Below are 20,087 nucleotides of genomic sequence, written 5' to 3'. Positions count from 1 at the left end.
CAATCAACCAATTAATATCAATCAAAAATCAAAAAAAGAATGAAAACAAGAATAACAATCATACTATTATTGTGTTCAGTATGTATCTCCAGTGCCCAAATGCGAAAATGGACATTGCAAGAGTGTGTAGAATATGCAGTGGAGAATAACCTTACTATAGAGCAAGCAGAATTGGATCTGGACAATGCAAGAATAGATAAATCCGATGCAATTGGTAATTTGTTGCCAAGGTTGAATGGTGATGGACGTTTGACAGAAAACGTAGGTCTATCGTTTAATCCAACATCACAAGAACCGGTAAATACGCAATTGAACTTTACAGGTAATCTAACCTCTGTATTAGATATATTCGACGGACTTAGAAATATAAGGCAATTACAGCGTTCCAAACTGAGTGCAATTTCTAGTCAATACCAACTAGATGACCTTAAAGATGATATTAGGTTGAACGTTGCTAATGCATATTTACAAGTTTTGTCCAATAAGGAGCAGCTGAAAGTTTTTGAGGCACAATATGCAGTTACGGAACAGGATTTGTTGCGTACAAAGGAATTGGTAGAATCTGGAGTGGTGCCAAGAGGCGATTTATTAGAAATTGAAGCTACGGCCGCGACCCAAGAACAACAAATTATTAACGGAGAAGGTTTGGTATTGATTTCAAGAGTAAATCTTGCGCAATTACTACAGATTACCGATTATGAAAATTTTGATATAGCTGATGAGTCATTTGAAATACCACCTTCTGACATTTTGGATAATTCAGCAAAAGTCATCTTTGATAAAGCATTGACCTTTAGAAATGACATTAAGCTATCAGAATCAAACGTTGATTTAGCGAAAAAGGATTTAGAAATTGCCAAGGGAGCATACTATCCCACGTTATCAGCATTTATAAATTATAATACAAGATATTCTGACCAAAACCTGAATCCACAAGATTTATCCATTATTCCGTTCACGGATCAATTATGGCTATTTGATGGTCTCGCCTATGGATTCACATTGAACATACCCTTCTTTAATGGTTGGAGTACTAGAAATAGTGTTAAAAGATCAAAAATAAGTCTTCAAAGGTCTCAATTAGAATTGGAACAGACCAAATTAGAATTGGAATCGGAAATTCAACAAGCTCATGTGAATGTAACTACTTTTGGTAAGGCACACGAGGCTGCAATTAAAACAATGGAAGCCAGAAAATTGGCCTATGAATATGCCAAGGAACGTTTTAATGTAGGTTTGATGAACTCTTTTGATTTTAGTCAGGCGCAATCCCGTGTGGACAATGCAGAAGCTGATGTGATCCGTACCAAATACGATTATATTTTTAGACTGAAAATATTGGAGTTCTACTTTGGTATTCCAATTTCCTTAAACTAGTATCTTTGTGGCCGCTATGGCCAGAATACTAAATTTAGAAACAGCAACGACCAATTGTTCTGTCAGTATTTCGGATGGTTCCAATATTGTTTGTTTAAAAGAGAACAATGCGGTCAACTATTCACATTCCGAACAATTACATGTTTTTATAAAAGAAGCCTTGGAAGAGGCTTCTTTATCTTTTTCAGATTTGGATGCAATTGCTATTAGCAAAGGTCCTGGTTCATACACAGGATTGCGCATTGGTGTTTCTGCTGCCAAAGGATTGTGTTTTTCTTTGGATCTGCCTCTAATCTCTGTACCTACCCTTGAAAGTATGGCCAACCAGATTGGAGTATCGAAAGGAGAGCTGATTATTCCTGTTCTTGATGCAAGGCGCATGGAAGTGTATTCGGCAGTTTACGATTCAAGCTATGTTGAGATTCGGGATACTAGGGCAGAAATTATTGATGATAACTCGTTCAATGAATTTAGTTCGTATTCCAAGGTTTATGTTGTTGGTAGCGGAGCAGAAAAATGTAAAGAAATCTTAAAGCCGACTAATTTCCATTTTAATACCTCCATTGTTCCATCAGCAAAGGAAATGGCACAAATTGCCTTCAATAAATACCAAGAAGGTATTTTTGAGGATGTGGCTTATTTTGAGCCTTATTATTTAAAGGATTTTGTTCTTCAGGTAAAGAAAAAGAACTAATCTGCTTCATGAACTACCCTTTGCGGGAACGGAATTTCAATTCCTGCTTGGTCAAAACGTAGCTTTGTTTCTTCAATCACATGAAAATGCGCAGCCCAAAAAACATCATTTTTAGCCCAAAATCGTAAGGTGAGGTTTACGGAGTTATCACCTAGTTCGCCTACGTAAACTTCAGGGATTGGCTCTTTAAGAATATCTTCTGTATCTGAACAAATCTGTAACAGAATTTCCTTAGATTGTTTTATGTTGGAGCCATAACCAATTCCTACATCAAATTTATCTCTCCGTGTGTCCTCCATATTGTAGTTTATGATACTCCCGTTAGAAAGTTGCCCATTGGGTATAATGGCAACCTGATTTCCAAACGTATTCAGTTTAGTGCTAAAAATGGTGATTTGCTTAACACTACCGTCAATACCTTGGGCTGATATAAAATCACCCACCTTAAAAGGTTTAAAAAGAAGAATCAAAACCCCGCCTGCAAAATTTGCCAGAGAACCTTGCAACGCCAGACCTATGGCGAGACCAGCAGCACCGACCATGGCAACAAGAGAAGATGATTTTACTCCTAGTTGGGTAACTACTATAGTAAAAAGAAGAACTTTAAGGGCTATACTAATAAAGCTCTGTAAAAAACTTTCCAACGTAAGATCATAGTCTTTTCGTTCAAAAAACTTACGAACTAATTTATTGATAAAACGGATAACCCATAATCCAACAATTAATATGACAATTGCCAGTATTAGATTGGGCATAAAATCCCAAAACCAATCTATAGCCTTTTCCAAATGTTGTTCAAAGTTTTTAAGTTCTTCCATGATTACTTCAATAAGGACAAAGCAAAGTTAAATCCTGTTTTTCAACAATACATTGATTTTAAGCTTTTATTAATCTTTTAATTGTTCTAAAACTTCTTCACTGGAAGTGACAGGCAGCTTACAGGCTCCTTCAATACAAACATAAATAAGGGTTTGTCCTTCATTATACCTATTTTTCAATAGGTCGATGCTTCCTTCTTTTTCTGAGCCTACCAAAATACTGTTTGGTAAATAGTTACTACTAATTTCTTTCCCCAGATCTTTATGATTTTTGCCAACGACGGCTATCTCATAAAAGTTTTCATTTTCATATAAAACCAAATGCATCCAATTGGCATATCCCTGTGCACTTTCATCAAAATTATCTTGGACATTTTTAAGCATTTGCTTCGCAATTTCCCCGTAATCCTCTTGAGGAAAGAGTTTGTGGAACTTCAATAGGTTTTTAGCCATAATGGAGTTTGAAGCTGAAATTACATTATCGCTGGTTTCAATGCTTCTTCTAATTAACGAATCATCTTCATCCGAAGTAAAAAAGAACATCCCTGATTCCTTGTCTAAAAAATGCAGTTTGGTGTAGTCCAACATTTTTTTGGAGTGATTCAACCACGTTTCATCAAAAGTAACCTCGTAAAGGGCAAGAAAAGCTTCAATTGTGGAGGCATAATCCTCTAAAAACGCATTTATAGTGCTGTTTCCTTCTTTGTGGTTTCGGTAAAGGGAGTGATCCTCTTTAATCATTTCTTTATCAATAAAACTGGCATTTTTCAGTGCCAAGGTAAGATAAGCTCCATTCCCTAAATATCTATAGGCGTCTACCAGACCTTTTAACATTAATCCGTTCCAAGATGTAAGAATCTTATCATCTAATCTGGGTTTGGAACGCTCTGTCTTTTTTTCTTTTAAGGTGTTCAGCGAATTTTTTAATTTTTCCTTAAGGATGGCAATAGTGACATCGTGCTTTTTTGCAATCTCATCATCTGTCTTATCCCGAATCAAAACATAATTTTCTTTTTCCCAAAGCCCATAGGAATTAATATTGTAATAATCCGCAAAGATTTTATAATCATCACCAAGTAAATTGGCCAACTCTTCCTTTGTCCAGACGTAATATGCCCCTTCCTCCAATTCACCATGTTCGTCCAAACTATCTGCATCCAACGAAGAATAAAAGCCTCCTTTTTCATCAAGCAGCTCTTCTTCAACAAAACCAATTGTTTGTTCCACAACATCTTTATATAGGTTGTTTTTTGTAACGGCGTAGGCCTTGGCATATAAACTCACAAGTTGGCCGTTATCGTAAAGCATTTTTTCAAAGTGGGGTACATGCCATTTAGTGTCAACGGCATATCTGGAAAAGCCTCCACCAACATGGTCATAAATTCCACCATAGGCCATACGTGTGAGTGTAGTATTTACATAATCCATTATTTCTGGATTAGAACTAGCGGTGGCGTAGTGAAGTAAAAAATCCCAATTATTGGGCATCATGAACTTCGGCGCACGTTTATAGCCTCCAAGAAAATCATCAAAGTATTTAGACCAATTTGTTACAGCAGTGTTCAACTGATCAAGAGTGTAAATTCCCGAGTCTTTTTTGTTTTCAACTAAATTAATGGCATTGATTCCGTTTGCCAGATCACTTGCGTATTGTACAATTTTAGATTTATCGTTTTTATACAAATCCGTAAGTTGTTTCAGGGATTTAATCCAGTTTTCTTTGGGAACATATGTAGCTCCCCAAAAGGGTCTTCCGTCTGGGAGAGCGACCATGTTAAGAGGCCATCCACCGTTTCCTGACATCATTTGAATGGCATCCATATAAATTTGATCTACATCGGGTCGTTCTTCCCTATCAATTTTAATATTGATGAAGTTTTCGTTCATCATTTGGGCTACTTCCTCGTCTTCAAAACATTCTTTTTCCATTACATGGCACCAATGACAGGCGGCATAACCTATGCTTATTAGAAGTGGTTTGTCCTCTTTTTTTGCACGCTCTAAAACTTCAGGACTCCAAGCTTCCCAGTTTACAGGATTGTGGGCATGCTGTAATAAATAGGGGCTGGTTTCATGAACAAGGGCATTAGTGTGTTTGTACTCCACTTTTTTTGATTTTTGGGTGCAACCATAGTTTAGGAAGAGTAATACAGATAAAAGGGTAATTCTTTTGAGCATTAAAATAGTTTTGAATATAAAAAATGCGCCCTTCAAGGGCGCATTTTTTTCTGTACTCCCTTTTTGATTATTTAACTTCAAAGGTGATTTTCACATTGACTCTGTAATCATCAATTTTACCATCCTTTACAGAGGCACTTTGTTCATTAATATAAACTGAACGAATATTTTTAACAGATTTAGAGGCTTGTTCAAGGGCATTTTTTGCTGCTTGCTCCCAACTCTCATCTGAATTTGCTAATACTTCGATTACTTTTAATACTGACATAGTTAATGATTTTTAAATTTATTCAAGTTAGCAAAAATTGGCTACAAAATAAATTTCAAAAACTGAAAATTAACCGTTAAGCGCAACCACCTGATTTATTTTATCACCCATCATGTTTTTTAACATGGTTTCAATACCGTTTTTAAGGGTGAATGTGGAAGATGGACAGCCGCTGCAGGCTCCTTGTAAAATTACATTGACCGTTTTGCTGTCTTCTTCATAGGATTGAAAAAGGATATTTCCTCCATCGCTGGCAACCGCAGGTTTAACGTACTCTTCCAAAATATCAATTATTTGTTGGGAGGTGTCATCATAATTGGTGTCAGCGACACTTTGTTCTACCGTTTCTTTTGTTTTTTGGACTGTTTCTGGGGAAACCACTTCTTTTCCATCTGCCAAAAAATTACGAATAAATTCCCGCAGCTCCATTGTGATATCGTTCCAATCCGCCACTTCATATTTGGATACAGAAACGTAGTTTTCATCAAAAAAGACCTCTTTTACAAACGGAAAGTGGAAAAGTTCCCTTGCCAATTGGGAATCTTTGGCATCATCAATATTTTTAAATTCGTAAGTGTACGGAACTATCTTTTTATTAGATACAAATTTCATGGCAGCCGGATTTGGAGTAACCTCGGCGTAAACGGTAATCGGTTGCTTCTTTTGGGTTGTTTCCTCATTAACAATAGGTTCTCCAGCATTCAAATAGTCAACCAATTGCTGGGCCACTTCATCCTTTACATCATCCCATTCAACAATGTCAAACCGTTCAAGAGCTATGAAGTTTCCGGAGATATATACGGTTTTGATAAAAGGGAGGTAAAATAGTTGTTGCGCCAAAGGAGAATCCTTGGCTTCGTCTATATTTTTAAGCTCATAATTACCCTTTACCAAAAAGTGGTTTACTTCAAATTTTAGTATTTTGGGGTTGTTGGTATCAACAACCGTAATATTAAATTCTTTCATAGCTTATATTTAATGCAAAAATACAAAGTAAACATGAGTGATAAAATATATAATAATGTAGGGCTTCAATCGTTATCTAAATGTTTGATTACCTTTAAATATCAACTTTAGCCCCATAATCACTACATGAGACACTGTCTAACCCTACTAATCATCTCCCTAGTTTTTGGGCTATCTTCTAAAGCTCAAGAGGGAATTCCTGTTTACTTTGACTATCTGGCGGACAACTATTACCTTGTTTATCCTTCCATGGCCGGTATTAGTGAAGGAGGAAAAATACGCCTTACAGCTAGAAAGCAATGGTTTAATGTGGATGAAGCACCTAGTTTACAGACTTTAAATGCCAATTTTAGGGCAGGTGAGCGAAGCGGAGTGGGTGTTATTTTATTTAATGATTCCAACGGATACCACTCTCAAACCGGTTTTAAGGCGACCTATGCCCACCATTTACAGTTGGCTGGGGATTTTAGAACCTTGAATCAATTGTCCTTTGGTCTTAGTGCAGGTGCTATTTTAAGTAGTTTGGACGAAACCGAGTTCAGGTCCGTAATACCCGACCCAATAGTTTCAGGGACCAAAAACACCACAAGCTATTTTAATGTGGATTTAGGAGTGTCCTATAATATTTTTGAGTTCTACGCGCATGCCGCGGTGTTAAACCTTTTAGGAAGTGGGCGTGATTTATATACTTTGGCGGAGTTTGATAATCTAAGAAGATACTTGTTTTCCTTAGGTTATGTTTTTGGAAAGAGAACCAGAATTGAACCTTCTATTTTGTTTCAAATGACTGATTTTACTAAAGAAAAAACGGTTGATTTAAATGCCAAGGTATACAAGGATGTTAGTTTTGGAACAGTTTGGGCAGGATTATCGTATAGAAGAAGTTTTGATGGGGCCCAATTCCAGACCAATGGTGGTTTTGGGGAGCAGCGATTACAGTTGTTTACACCAATTGTTGGCGTAAATGTCAATAACTTCATGTTTTCATATAACTACTCGTACCAATCTGGGGATATTCGTTTTGATAATGGAGGATTCCATCAAATTACTTTAGGATATGACTTTGGGCAGAGTGATGATGGCAAACGTTACGATTGTTATTGTCCTGCAGCTCAATAATGAAAAAGCCCATCATTTCTGATGGACTCCTTTTTTTCATTTCGCCTAATAATTTAATCCCATTTATAATTTTTCTTGGCAGCCTGATTTTTAATGGCCGATAGTAATGCATTTTCTAATTCTCCAGTTTCTTCTTTCTGGTTTTTGGCAATGTACGCTTCACGCTTTTTATTCAATTCTTGAATCTGTTTTTGGATTTTATCACGCTCCACTTTCTTGTCCGCAACATATTGCTTGATCTCTTTTTCGGATTTTCCCTTTAATTCTGTGGGTAGGTCTTTGTCCTTTAAATCAGAAATGGAGACTTCATCATCTTCAACGGCATCAACCAAATCCCATTTAGAATTTTTATAGAGTCTAGAGCTTTTGCTTACTGCCCGTTTTACGACAACTGCCTCTTCCAATTCTGCTGCGTTGGAATCTTGTACGGATTGAAGCGCTTTCTTTTCCCTTCCCAAATAACCATACGATATATAGGTGTTGTTCAATTGTGAGTTAAGTCGGATAATTACATCATCATAAGGCGTGTCAATATGAACAACCTGTCTGTTATGGTCAATGGCCATATACTCTCCGCCGGTCAAGGTTGCTCCGTTTTTCCATTTGGTGGAAATCCCCTGCTCATAATTCCCACAAAAAATAGTATTTACAATGACATCTTTTTCCTTGGCATTGGATGTGGCATCCCTATAATTAAGTCTACCTTGTGTAAAAGGCTCGTTGCCAGCAATGAAAATCATTTTAAGGTCGTCTGCATTTTTACCCCAATCCAACTGCTTCAAAGAAGTGTGGATTACCTGTCCACAATATTCTTCCCCTCCATTAGTGGTCAAGGAAAATAGTTTTTCCGAGATTTCATCAAGGTCACCACTAAAACCTATTACCTGTCTAATATAGCCTTCATTAGAGTCTAAATTGTCGTTTCCATACTCATAAAGTGCTATTTGAAGCGAAGGCCTAACTTCGTTTCCACATTTGGCATGTGTAAATTCATTTACAATATCCCATAGTTGTGCTTTAGCTTGGTTAATAAGTCCGTCCATGCTGTTGCTTGTGTCCAACAACAAAGCAATTTTCACATATTGTTTTGCTGGTTTTTCCTTGATGGTTGAGGTTGTTAACAGTGTTGCGTTTTTTTGTACTGGGTTTTTAAGGTTACATGCGTACGTTGTACCCACCATTAGCGAAAAGATTGTTATTCCCAATACGTTTTTTAAATGTTTCATTGTTTAATGTTTTAAAAAGATAGGCTAAAAGTATTTCCATCTTTTTTTAATAAAAACCGGGAATGAGTGAACGGGTGTTTAGAATGAGTGAGCAATGCAAATGATTTTGTAAAGTGTTAAAATGATACTGTTTTTAGAGGTTTTTGGCGAAAATGTCATTTTTTAATACGCTCTAGATGAATTAAGTTTACCTAAGTTTTTAGGAATAAATGATAAAAGGAAAACACATAATATTCTTCTTTTTGATTGTGTTTTACTCGGGATTTTCCCAGGTAGGCAATGAGTCTTCGCGGGTTGAAATCAAAGGCTCGGTTCAAGGAAAGGAAAATTCCATTCCAATTTCTGGAGTTGAAGTATCCACTGATAGGGGAGAGTATACAATTACCGATGGATTGGGTGAATTTAGAATCAAAGCATCTATTGGGGACATGCTCATTTTTGAAAGCCCGGAAATAGAAACGGTCAAACATCGTATAACGTCTGATGAGGATGTGGATGTTTTGGTTGAGGGTTATACCGTAAAACGAAGTAATAAGAAGGAGAAAAGTATAAGCTCCAGAAGCATTTCAAACCATCAACGGTTCATAGATTCAGCTAACGTATACAAGAGCACGGATTTGGAAAAGAGCATAGACTTTATTGCTCAATCAATGTCTCAATTGGGCAAGCGCGGAAATAAAAATGAATTCGCTTCTTCCTTAACCGCATTAGGCGAAATATACTTATTTCATTCGCAATATGATCTTGCAATCACCAATTTTGAGGATGCGCTTGAACATAGGGAATCTTCAAAAACTAAATTACTGCTGGGGAAAGCGTATATATTGAACAAGGAGTTTGAAAAAGCAAAATCCATACTTACGCCTTTATTGGATGTTAAGAATATGGTTCCTTTTCAAAAAGTTGAACTCTATGAAAGTTTGGGAGATGCCCATAGTGCTTCATCCAACTTAAATGAGGCGCTTGAATTTTATCAGGCTGGGCTTAAAATTGCCCAGAAAAACCAAATTTCCCCAAAAATTATTGATTTAAATTCCAAAATTGCAGATTCCTATGCCAAGGAAAATCGTTTGGTAGAAGCGGAAGGATTTTACAATAATTCATTGAATCTTTCCAAAAAAGTGGCACCAGAAAGAGTAATACAGGAAAATGAAAAGATTGCCGATTTTTATAATAAGGAGAATAGATATGAAGATGAAATCCAGTTGCGTAAACAAAGTTTAAGCGGGTTACTGCAATTGCCCCAGCAGACAGTTGCTGAGGAAAATAAAAGTTCACTTAGTCCAGATTCCATCACTTCACAACGAATCAACTACAAAATAGCCAATGCATACGTTGCCCAAGATAAATTGGATGAAGCTATTCCATATTTACAAAGAAGTATTGTTGAGGCAGATAGTGAGGATGACCTGGTGGTACAAAAAGACGCTACCCGAAAACTTTCTGAAGTGTACCGTTACAAAGGAGATTTTTCAAAGGCATTGGAAACGTATCAAGAATATGTAGCTGTAGTTGATAGTTTGTACGTTAGAAAGGAACAGGAAATTTCGAGAGCGGCAAGATTTAATCGTGAAATCGTAAGCAAGCAAAATCGTATATCGACTTTGGAACAAGATCGCCAATTATCACAAAGCAAGTATAGTCTTGCAGTCACAGAACAACAATTGTTTGAAGAGACAAGTAAAAGGCAAAAATGGATCATTTATTCGCTGATTTTTGGGTTGATATTAATGGCGCTTACCACCTTTTTGTACTATCGGAATAGCAAACAACAGAAATTGGCGAATAACCTACTTGCATTAAAATCCTTGCGAACGCAGATGAATCCACATTTTATTTTTAACGCATTGAATTCCGTCAATAATTATATTGCAAAAAGTGATGAGCGGAGCGCTAATCGGTTTCTGAGTGATTTTTCAGTTTTGATGCGAAGCGTATTGGAAAATTCCGAAGAAGATTTTATACCTCTCTCCAGAGAATTGGAACTTTTGGAATTGTATGTGAAGTTGGAACATTCCCGTTTTTCAGATAAGTTCGATTATGAAATCAATATTGATAAAAAGATAGATATTGAAGCTTTTGAAATTCCTCCGATGCTCCTTCAACCCTATATTGAAAATGCCATTTGGCATGGACTCCGCTATAAAGAAGAAAAGGGGTTTTTAAAAATTGAGGTGAATCAAATCAACAAAGAACTACTGGAAATTACAATTGCGGATAACGGAATCGGAAGAAAGAAGTCGGCGGCATTAAAGACGGATAATCAGAAGAAACAAAAATCAAAAGGTATGGGGAACATTAAAAAACGTATCCAAATTCTTAATGATATGTACAAGAACAAGGTAGATGTTGCCATTTCCGATTTAGAAGAAGACCAAACTGGAACAAAAGTATCTCTAAAGCTTAAAAAAGATTGATGGAATTACGGACTATACTAGTAGAAGATGAGGCAAATAGTAGGGAGATACTAAGAAATTATATAGCCAAATATTGTGATGGGGTCAAACTTTTGGGAGAAGCTTCCAATATTGATGAAGGATTGACCCTGATTCAAAAACATCAGCCAGATTTGGTTTTTTTGGATGTAGAAATGCCCTTTGGCAACGCTTTTGATCTTTTGGATAAAATTCCAGACCGCACTTTCGAAACAGTTTTTGTAACGGCTTATAACCAATATGCTATGGACGCATTGAACAGCCACGCCTCATATTATCTAATGAAGCCAATAAATATTGATGAGTTGATAAAGGCGGTGGATTATGTAAAGGAAATCAAAGCGAAAGAAAATGCTTTGGATGGTCAGGTGTTAAAAGCCAAATCAATTAAAACAGAAGGAAAGATAACCTTGCCACAACAGGATGGCTTTCAAGTTTTGGAAGTTGGTGATATCTTCTTTTGTAAAGCTGATGACAACTATACGGAAATATACCTGGAGCATAAAAAAATAGTAGTGAGCAAAACACTCAAATATTTTGAAGATGCCCTTAACGAATATGGCTTTGCAAGGATTCATAAATCATATTTGGTCAATGTGGGCGAAGTAGTAAAATATAAAAGAGGAAAAGGGGGTAGTGTTGTACTTTCAAATGGGAAGGAACTATCCGTTTCGGCATCAAAAAAAGCAGCATTATTAGCTTATTTTCAATAAAATCAACTAAAGAATATGATACTTAAATCCGTAAGGGGAAAATCTCCAGAAATTGGAAAGGACTGTTTTATTGCCGAAAATGCCACAATCGTTGGAGAGGTTTCCATGGGATATCAATGCAGCGTTTGGTTTAATGCCGTAATTAGGGGGGATGTACATTTTATTAAAATGGGGAACAAGGTCAATGTGCAAGACGGAGCTGTTATTCATTGCACCTATCAAAAATCACCTACAACAATTGGAAATAATGTGTCCATTGGCCATAATGCATTGGTTCATGGCTGCACCGTGAAAGACAATGTGCTGATTGGTATGGGAAGTATCATTATGGACGATTGTGTTGTGGAGAGCAATTCCATAATTGCTGCCGGAGCAGTACTTACGCAAGGCACCCATGTAGAAGAGGGGAGCATTTATGCTGGAGTTCCGGCTAAGAAAATAAAAGATGTAAGTCCGGAATTAAGCTCAGGAGAAATTAATCGTATAGCAAATAATTATGTTACCTATGCCAGTTGGTTTAAGTAGCTTGGCAATTTAAAATATCCTTATTTTAGCACCCTCAAAACTAGACTAAATGAACGCATATATTTTCCCTGGGCAAGGAGCTCAATTTGTAGGAATGGGCTTGGATCTTTACGAGAATCACAACCATGCACAAGAGTTGTTTGAACAAGCCAATGATATATTGGGCTTTTCCATCACTGATATCATGTTCGAAGGAACTCCAGAAGATTTAAAACAGACCAAGGTAACCCAGCCTGCAATTTTTTTACACTCAGTTATTTTGAGCAAGGTTATGGGGGAAAATTTTAAACCTGATATGGTTGCTGGTCATTCGTTGGGAGAATTATCGGCATTGGTGGCCAATGGCGCTTTGAATTTTGAAGACGGATTAAAATTGGTTTCTCAGAGAGCTTTGGCCATGCAAAAGGCATGTGAGTTACAACCAAGCACAATGGCTGCAGTTTTAGGTTTGGATGATGAGGTGGTCGAAAAAATATGTGAGGAAACAGACGGGATTGTTGTCCCTGCAAATTATAATTGTCCAGGACAGTTGGTGATTTCAGGAGAGGTGGAAGCTATAAATAATGCCTGTGAAAAGCTAAAAGAAGCAGGGGCCCGGAGAGCTTTATTACTTCCTGTTGGTGGGGCGTTCCATTCACCATTGATGGAACCGGCCAGAGAAGAATTGGCAGCAGCTATTGAAGCAACAAATTTTAGCGCTCCTGTTTGCCCGATCTATCAAAATGTACCAACTACTGCAGTAACAAGTGCTGATGAAATTAAAGACAATTTAATTTCACAATTGACTGCTCCGGTAAAATGGACCCAAAGTGTGCAACAGATGATTAAGGATGGAGGAAAATCCTTTGTAGAAGTTGGTCCGGGAAAAGTGTTGCAAGGGTTGGTGAGAAAAATAAATTCTGATACTGAAACTGCATCCGCTGTCATTTAAATAAGGATTTTTCCGACCCAAAAGGCATTTCACCCAAGAAACCTAGATTTAATCCACAAAGTTGTGGTGTTCCTCCTTTTTTTAGTAATATTGATTCTTCCCAAATCACCGACCAAACCAAAATGTGAACTGTACTGAAAATCATTAAATAGGTGATGTCATCCTTCTTTAAAAAAGCTTCTTTTTTATTTTTCTCTAATTTTGGGAAAGAGAAAATACTTCTAATATCATTTATACTATTTGGTTTTAGTCTTGGTTTTGGACAAGCCACGGTTGAGTTTTCCCAGGCGACGGGCTCAGATGACGAGAACAGTGGGGGCAACCTTCCTGTACTGGTTGTCACGGGCACGGTTGTTTCCCCGAGCAATGTCAGGGTCGTCGATGCGGGCACGGGGAGTGCTGTGGGCGGTGACGACTATAGCTTCACGACGCCCCAGGTGGTGAACATTCCCGCCGGGACCTATGCAGGGACGACCATAGCGATACCGACACTTTTGATAAGCGGAGACACGGACATCGAGCTGGACGAGACCATTGACCTGTCTTTGGACCAGGTCGGTGTTGTAGCGGGCGATGCGGTGCTTGGTGGGCAGACCACCACGACCTATACGATAGACAATGACGATGTTGCCTCAGCCACGGTTGAGTTTTCCCAGGCGACGGGCTCAGATGACGAGAACAGTGGGGGCAACCTTCCTGTACTGGTTGTCACGGGCACGGTTGTTTCCCCGAGCAATGTCAGGGTCGTCGATGCGGGCACGGGGAGTGCTGTGGGCGGTGACGACTATAGCTTCACGACGCCCCAGGTGGTGAACATTCCCGCCGGGACCTATGCAGGGACGACCATAGCGATACCGACACTTTTGATAAGCGGAGACACGGACATCGAGCTGGACGAGACCATTGACCTGTCTTTGGACCAGGTCGGTGTTGTAGCGGGCGATGCGGTGCTTGGTGGGCAGACCACCACGACCTATACGATAGACAATGACGATGTTGCCTCAGCCACGGTTGAGTTTTCCCAGGCGACGGGCTCAGATGACGAGAACAGTGGGGGCAACCTTCCTGTACTGGTTGTCACGGGCACGGTTGTTTCCCCGAGCAATGTCAGGGTCGTCGATGCGGGCACGGGGAGTGCTGTGGGCGGTGACGACTATAGCTTCACGACGCCCCAGGTGGTGAACATTCCCGCCGGGACCTATGCAGGGACGACCATAGCGATACCGACACTTTTGATAAGCGGAGACACGGACATCGAGCTGGACGAGACCATTGACCTGTCTTTGGACCAGGTCGGTGTTGTAGCGGGCGATGCGGTGCTTGGTGGGCAGACCACCACGACCTATACGATAGACAATGACGATGTTGCCTCAGCCACGGTTGAGTTTTCCCAGGCGACGGGCTCAGATGACGAGAACAGTGGGGGCAACCTTCCTGTACTGGTTGTCACGGGCACGGTTGTTTCCCCGAGCAATGTCAGGGTCGTCGATGCGGGCACGGGGAGTGCTGTGGGCGGTGACGACTATAGCTTCACGACGCCCCAGGTGGTGAACATTCCCGCCGGGACCTATGCAGGGACGACCATAGCGATACCGACACTTTTGATAAGCGGAGACACGGACATCGAGCTGGACGAGACCATTGACCTGTCTTTGGACCAGGTCGGTGTTGTAGCGGGCGATGCGGTGCTTGGTGGGCAGACCACCACGACCTATACGATAGACAATGACGATGTTGCCTCAGCCACGGTTGAGTTTTCCCAGGCGACGGGCTCAGATGACGAGAACAGTGGGGGCAACCTTCCTGTACTGGTTGTCACGGGCACGGTTGTTTCCCCGAGCAATGTCAGGGTCGTCGATGCGGGCACGGGGAGTGCTGTGGGCGGTGACGACTATAGCTTCACGACGCCCCAGGTGGTGAACATTCCCGCCGGGACCTATGCAGGGACGACCATAGCGATACCGACACTTTTGATAAGCGGAGACACGGACATCGAGCTGGACGAGACCATTGACCTGTCTTTGGACCAGGTCGGTGTTGTAGCGGGCGATGCGGTGCTTGGTGGGCAGACCACCACGACCTATACGATAGACAATGACGATGTTGCCTCAGCCACGGTTGAGTTTTCCCAGGCGACGGGCTCAGATGACGAGAACAGTGGGGGCAACCTTCCTGTACTGGTTGTCACGGGCACGGTTGTTTCCCCGAGCAATGTCAGGGTCGTCGATGCGGGCACGGGGAGTGCTGTGGGCGGTGACGACTATAGCTTCACGACGCCCCAGGTGGTGAACATTCCCGCCGGGACCTATGCAGGGACGACCATAGCGATACCGACACTTTTGATAAGCGGAGACACGGACATCGAGCTGGACGAGACCATTGACCTGTCTTTGGACCAGGTCGGTGTTGTAGCGGGCGATGCGGTGCTTGGTGGGCAGACCACCACGACCTATACGATAGACAATGACGATGTTGCCTCAGCCACGGTTGAGTTTTCCCAGGCGACGGGCTCAGATGACGAGAACAGTGGGGGCAACCTTCCTGTACTGGTTGTCACGGGCACGGTTGTTTCCCCGAGCAATGTCAGGGTCGTCGATGCGGGCACGGGGAGTGCTGTGGGCGGTGACGACTATAGCTTCACGACGCCCCAGGTGGTGAACATTCCCGCCGGGACCTATGCAGGGACGACCATAGCGATACCGACACTTTTGATAAGCGGAGACACGGACATCGAGCTGGACGAGACCATTGACCTGTCTTTGGACCAGGTCGGTGTTGTAGCGGGCGATGCGGTGCTTGGTGGGCAGACCACCACGACCTATACGATAGACAATGACGATGTTGCCTCAGCCACGGTTGAGTTTTCCCAGGCGACGGGCTCAGATGACGAGAACAGTGGGGGCAACCTTCCTGTACTGGTTGTCACGGGCACGGTTGTTTCCCCGAGCAATGTCAGGGTCGTCGATGCGGGCACGGGGAGTGCTGTGGGCGGTGACGACTATAGCTTCACGACGCCCCAGGTGGTGAACATTCCCGCCGGGACCTATGCAGGGACGACCATAGCGATACCGACACTTTTGATAAGCGGAGACACGGACATCGAGCTGGACGAGACCATTGACCTGTCTTTGGACCAGGTCGGTGTTGTAGCGGGCGATGCGGTGCTTGGTGGGCAGACCACCACGACCTATACGATAGACAATGACGATGTTGCCTCAGCCACGGTTGAGTTTTCCCAGGCGACGGGCTCAGATGACGAGAACAGTGGGGGCAACCTTCCTGTACTGGTTGTCACGGGCACGGTTGTTTCCCCGAGCAATGTCAGGGTCGTCGATGCGGGCACGGGGAGTGCTGTGGGCGGTGACGACTATAGCTTCACGACGCCCCAGGTGGTGAACATTCCCGCCGGGACCTATGCAGGGACGACCATAGCGATACCGACACTTTTGATAAGCGGAGACACGGACATCGAGCTGGACGAGACCATTGACCTGTCTTTGGACCAGGTCGGTGTTGTAGCGGGCGATGCGGTGCTTGGTGGGCAGACCACCACGACCTATACGATAGACAATGACGATGTTGCCTCAGCCACGGTTGAGTTTTCCCAGGCGACGGGCTCAGATGACGAGAACAGTGGGGGCAACCTTCCTGTACTGGTTGTCACGGGCACGGTTGTTTCCCCGAGCAATGTCAGGGTCGTCGATGCGGGCACGGGGAGTGCTGTGGGCGGTGACGACTATAGCTTCACGACGCCCCAGGTGGTGAACATTCCCGCCGGGACCTATGCAGGGACGACCATAGCGATACCGACACTTTTGATAAGCGGAGACACGGACATCGAGCTGGACGAGACCATTGACCTGTCTTTGGACCAGGTCGGTGTTGTAGCGGGCGATGCGGTGCTTGGTGGGCAGACCACCACGACCTATACGATAGACAATGACGATAGTTTTACGGTGACCGTTACTGCCAATGATGCAGCTGCAGCAGAAACAACACCTGCAAATGAACAAGGGCTCTTTATTATTGATTTGGGAGGTTTGAACAGTACAGGAAGTGCAGTGACTGTCAATTTCGCGCTTACAGGAAGTGCAATAAATGGAACCGATTATGAGTCTATTGGTACTTTTGTGGAGGTTGGCGATGGTTTTGGGAATGTTGGTATTCCTATTATACCCATTGATGATGCCTTTTTGGAAAGCAATGAAATTGTAACCATTGAACTTCAAGCAGGTAGTTACGCTATTGGAACTCAAGATTCGGCCGATGTGACAATTACTGATAACGATACGGCTACCCTATCTATTAATGATATCAACGTAGCGGAGAATGATGGGGTTGCCCAATTTTCTGTGACTTTGAATGGGGTAGTGGCAAACCCTTTCACAGTAGCCTACACCACTTCGAATGATACCGCTGAATCAGGGTCGGATTATATAGCTGATAGCGGTACACTTTCTTTTGATGGTACAGATAATGAAATTGAGACAATTTCCATTTCTCTATTGAATGACAATATTATAGAAACTCCGGAAACCTTTCTTGTGCAATTATCCTCGCCATCAAATATATCGGTTACTTTTACAGATAATGAAGGCTCGGCCTCAATTAGTGACGATGATAGTTGTGCTGCAGGTAATAGTGCGCCAGTGCTGGATGGTTTGGTCTTGACAACTTTCTGTGATGCGTTTGTTCAAGATTTAGATGATTATACTAATAGCTCAATACCTTTAGGATCAGACTTAAGATGGAGTACCAATTCAGATACAGATGCAACAGCAGATTACTTGCCAACGAGTACGGTCAGTTCTGCAGGTACGTATTACGGATTTTTCTATGATGCCTTGAATGATTGTGCCAGTCCAACCCTTAGTGTTACCTTAATACAAAACGTAACACCTTCTGCAGGAACTCCAACTAATACTGCTGCCTGTAATGATTCAGGGGAGGGAATTAGCATAATAGATTTGGATGACCAATTAACAGGCGCAGATGGAGGTAACTGGTCATTGGCAAGTAGTCCGGGAGGAGCATCAATAACAATCAATGTAAATAATGTAGATTTTAATGGGCAACCTTTAGGTGATTATGTATTTACCTATACAACTTCCAGTGCGGTAGCTCCCTGTGTTAATCAAACGGTTGATTTAACCATTACTGTAATAGATTGTGCAATTCCATGTGATGCAGGTACCACAGCACCTAGCTTGGATACCACTGAACCCACTGAATTTTGTGATTCAATAGCTGCAGATTTAAATGAATATGTAACCAATACAGCTCCGGCAGGAAGTGTACTCACATGGAGTACCAATCCAGATCCGTTAGAAACTATTGCGCATAGGAGTAATATGATAACAGGACCAGGGTCTTATTTTGGTTTCTTTTACGACGAAACCAATAATTGCGCAAGCCCTACTCTTGAGGTAACTATAACCTTGAATAGGACTCCCACAATAGATAGTGCCACAGGGGATTCACGCTGTGGAGAAGGTATTTTGACTTTAATGGCAACGGTTAGTGACGGAGGAACCTTAAATTGGTATGATAGTGCTAATGGAGGAACTGTTTTAGGGACAGGAGAATCTTTTGATACTCCTTCAATTACTGAAACAACTTCATTTTTTGTTGAAGCCACTGCAAATGGCTGTGCTTCAGAAAGAGTAGAAGTTGCTGCTACAATAAATGATGAGTCCTCACCCGGGGTTCCAACCAATACGGTAGCTTGCAATGTAACAGGCAATGGAGGACCTACCCTTGTTGATTTGGATACTACGCTTACAGGTGCAGATTCTGGAATCTGGGCAATAATTACAGACCCAAGCAACGGAACATTAGTTATAGGTTCCGATAACAATGTTGATTTTGAAGGTCTACCGGATGGTAGTTATGTGTTTGAATATACCACAAATGGAGCCACGGCTCCCTGTGTTAATAGTTCAGTACAAATTACCATTTCAGTAAGTGATTGTTTTAGTGACTCTGATGGTGATGGTCTCTCTGATAGTGAGGAAAATATTTTAGGAACAGATCCCAATGATATCGATACCGATGGTGATGGTTTAACAGATGGTGAAGAAGTTCTTGGGCAGGATGATCCAAGTACAACCGCAATCCCGGATGGGTCTACCAATCCTTTGGATGGTTGTGATCCTTTCTTGACGATTGCCTGCAACCCGGAAGATATAGATTTGGCCATTACCAAAGAGGTAGATAACGATGCGCCTTTATTGGAAAGCAATATCACATTTACTATTACCTTGGAAAATACAACCATGGACAGGGTTTTGGATATTATTGTCAATGATTTGATAGGAGCTGGATTTGAATATGTTACTCATACGGCTTCAAAAGGGGTATATGATCAAACTACAGGAGTTTGGTCAATTTCGGAATTAACATCAGAAGAAATCATTACTCTAGATATTACCGTTACAGTGTTAGTTCCAGGAGAACTCCAAAATACAGCTACAATTGTAAGTTCATTTCCAAATGATGGGGTTGAATCCAATAATACAGATATAGTTTCAATTCGAGTGAGTGAAAGCCCTTGCAAGGATCCTGGAACCATTTGTAATATCTTTTCACCGAATGGGGATGGCATAAACGATACTTTGGTGTTTATCGATCCGAATAATGAGTATTCAAATAATAATTTCCAAGTGTTTGACCGCTATGGGAATAGCGTATTTGAAATGCAAGGCTATGATAGTACTTGGGATGGTACTGGAAGCAATGGTGATTTACCAAAAGGGACATACTTTTATATTATGGATCTTAACGGAGATGGTTCTGAAATTGAAAAAGGTTGGATTCAAATTATAAGATAAGTTGAGT

The 20,087-nt window shown here is 41.3% G+C and carries 13 protein-coding genes; 8 read left to right on the top strand and 5 right to left on the bottom strand.

Going from position 1 to position 20,087, the window contains the following annotated elements; translation table 11 throughout:
- The first annotated feature begins 39 nt into the window (after positions 1–39).
- Both AAY42_RS08960 and tsaB read left to right on the top strand, forming a co-directional pair.
- Complete coding sequence (locus AAY42_RS08960; protein ID WP_055394357.1) at positions 40–1,377, top strand: TolC family protein; 1,338 nt, start codon at positions 40–42, stop codon at positions 1,375–1,377.
- 16 nt (positions 1,378–1,393) lie between these two features.
- On the top strand, positions 1,394–2,071 hold the full coding sequence (tsaB, locus tag AAY42_RS08955; RefSeq protein WP_055394355.1) for a tRNA (adenosine(37)-N6)-threonylcarbamoyltransferase complex dimerization subunit type 1 TsaB: 678 nt from the start codon (positions 1,394–1,396) through the stop codon (positions 2,069–2,071).
- Here tsaB and AAY42_RS08950 read toward each other — a convergent pair.
- From AAY42_RS08950 to AAY42_RS08935, 4 genes are all read right to left on the bottom strand, one after another.
- Entirely contained in the window at positions 2,068–2,889 is an 822-nt protein-coding gene (locus AAY42_RS08950) for a mechanosensitive ion channel family protein (protein WP_055394353.1), read from the bottom strand. The two genes, tsaB and AAY42_RS08950, sit on opposite strands and share 4 nt — an antisense overlap.
- 69 nt (positions 2,890–2,958) lie before the next feature.
- Positions 2,959–5,067, bottom strand: a complete 2,109-nt coding sequence (locus tag AAY42_RS08945) for a thioredoxin domain-containing protein (protein WP_055397819.1) — start codon at positions 5,065–5,067, stop codon at positions 2,959–2,961.
- A gap of 67 nt (positions 5,068–5,134) precedes the next feature.
- Entirely contained in the window at positions 5,135–5,335 is a 201-nt protein-coding gene (locus AAY42_RS08940; RefSeq protein ID WP_055394351.1) for a dodecin family protein, read from the bottom strand.
- 69 nt (positions 5,336–5,404) lie between these two features.
- Positions 5,405–6,301: a NifU family protein gene (locus AAY42_RS08935; protein ID WP_055394349.1), complete on the bottom strand. Its 897-nt coding sequence runs from the start codon at positions 6,299–6,301 to the stop codon at positions 5,405–5,407.
- 126 nt (positions 6,302–6,427) lie between these two features.
- Here AAY42_RS08935 and AAY42_RS08930 point away from each other — a divergent pair, with 126 nt between their 5' ends.
- The gene (locus AAY42_RS08930; RefSeq protein WP_055394347.1) at positions 6,428–7,420 is read left to right on the top strand and encodes a PorP/SprF family type IX secretion system membrane protein; all 993 of its coding nucleotides are present in this window, start codon (positions 6,428–6,430) and stop codon (positions 7,418–7,420) included.
- 53 nt (positions 7,421–7,473) lie between these two features.
- On the opposite strand, the gene AAY42_RS08925 is transcribed toward AAY42_RS08930, so the two are convergent.
- Entirely contained in the window at positions 7,474–8,646 is a 1,173-nt protein-coding gene (locus tag AAY42_RS08925; protein ID WP_055394345.1) for a vWA domain-containing protein, read from the bottom strand.
- Between the two features lie 209 nt (positions 8,647–8,855).
- Here AAY42_RS08925 and AAY42_RS08920 point away from each other — a divergent pair, with 209 nt between their 5' ends.
- From AAY42_RS08920 to AAY42_RS08900, 5 genes are all read left to right on the top strand, one after another.
- A complete protein-coding gene (locus AAY42_RS08920; protein ID WP_055394343.1) occupies positions 8,856–11,063 on the top strand; it encodes a tetratricopeptide repeat-containing sensor histidine kinase in 2,208 nt (735 codons plus the stop codon).
- Positions 11,063–11,794, top strand: a complete 732-nt coding sequence (locus tag AAY42_RS08915) for a LytR/AlgR family response regulator transcription factor (RefSeq protein WP_055394341.1) — start codon at positions 11,063–11,065, stop codon at positions 11,792–11,794. Before AAY42_RS08920 ends, AAY42_RS08915 begins: the two co-directional genes overlap by 1 nt.
- 15 nt (positions 11,795–11,809) lie before the next feature.
- Positions 11,810–12,319, top strand: coding sequence for a gamma carbonic anhydrase family protein (locus tag AAY42_RS08910; RefSeq protein WP_055394339.1), 510 nt, complete (start codon positions 11,810–11,812; stop codon positions 12,317–12,319).
- Positions 12,320–12,368: 49 nt separating this feature from the next.
- Complete coding sequence (fabD, locus tag AAY42_RS08905) at positions 12,369–13,250, top strand: ACP S-malonyltransferase (protein ID WP_055394337.1); 882 nt, start codon at positions 12,369–12,371, stop codon at positions 13,248–13,250.
- A 155-nt stretch (positions 13,251–13,405) separates the two neighbouring features.
- On the top strand, positions 13,406–20,080 hold the full coding sequence (locus tag AAY42_RS08900) for a T9SS type B sorting domain-containing protein (RefSeq protein ID WP_055394335.1): 6,675 nt from the start codon (positions 13,406–13,408) through the stop codon (positions 20,078–20,080).
- The last annotated feature ends 7 nt before the right edge of the window (positions 20,081–20,087 follow it).

Origin of the sequence: Flagellimonas eckloniae, assembly GCF_001413955.1 — a bacterium.
Taxonomy (GTDB): Bacteria; Bacteroidota; Bacteroidia; order Flavobacteriales; family Flavobacteriaceae; genus Flagellimonas; species Flagellimonas eckloniae.
This window is presented reverse-complemented; position numbering and strand designations above follow the sequence as displayed.

Excerpts from the sequence above, each read along its gene's own strand:
- AAY42_RS08960 (WP_055394357.1), top strand. The coding sequence starts at position 40 with ATGAAAACAAGAATAACAATCATACTATTATTGTGTTCAGTATGTATC.
- tsaB (WP_055394355.1), top strand. The coding sequence starts at position 1,394 with ATGGCCAGAATACTAAATTTAGAAACAGCAACGACCAATTGTTCTGTC.
- AAY42_RS08915 (WP_055394341.1), top strand. The coding sequence starts at position 11,063 with ATGGAATTACGGACTATACTAGTAGAAGATGAGGCAAATAGTAGGGAG.
- fabD (WP_055394337.1), top strand. The coding sequence starts at position 12,369 with ATGAACGCATATATTTTCCCTGGGCAAGGAGCTCAATTTGTAGGAATG.
- AAY42_RS08945 (WP_055397819.1), bottom strand. The coding sequence starts at position 5,067 with ATGCTCAAAAGAATTACCCTTTTATCTGTATTACTCTTCCTAAACTAT.
- AAY42_RS08925 (WP_055394345.1), bottom strand. The coding sequence starts at position 8,646 with ATGAAACATTTAAAAAACGTATTGGGAATAACAATCTTTTCGCTAATG.
- AAY42_RS08935 (WP_055394349.1), bottom strand. The coding sequence starts at position 6,301 with ATGAAAGAATTTAATATTACGGTTGTTGATACCAACAACCCCAAAATA.
- AAY42_RS08930 (WP_055394347.1), top strand. The coding sequence starts at position 6,428 with ATGAGACACTGTCTAACCCTACTAATCATCTCCCTAGTTTTTGGGCTA.
- AAY42_RS08910 (WP_055394339.1), top strand. The coding sequence starts at position 11,810 with ATGATACTTAAATCCGTAAGGGGAAAATCTCCAGAAATTGGAAAGGAC.
- AAY42_RS08940 (WP_055394351.1), bottom strand. The coding sequence starts at position 5,335 with ATGTCAGTATTAAAAGTAATCGAAGTATTAGCAAATTCAGATGAGAGT.
- AAY42_RS08950 (WP_055394353.1), bottom strand. The coding sequence starts at position 2,889 with ATGGAAGAACTTAAAAACTTTGAACAACATTTGGAAAAGGCTATAGAT.
- AAY42_RS08920 (WP_055394343.1), top strand. The coding sequence starts at position 8,856 with ATGATAAAAGGAAAACACATAATATTCTTCTTTTTGATTGTGTTTTAC.
- AAY42_RS08900 (WP_055394335.1), top strand. The coding sequence starts at position 13,406 with ATGTCATCCTTCTTTAAAAAAGCTTCTTTTTTATTTTTCTCTAATTTT.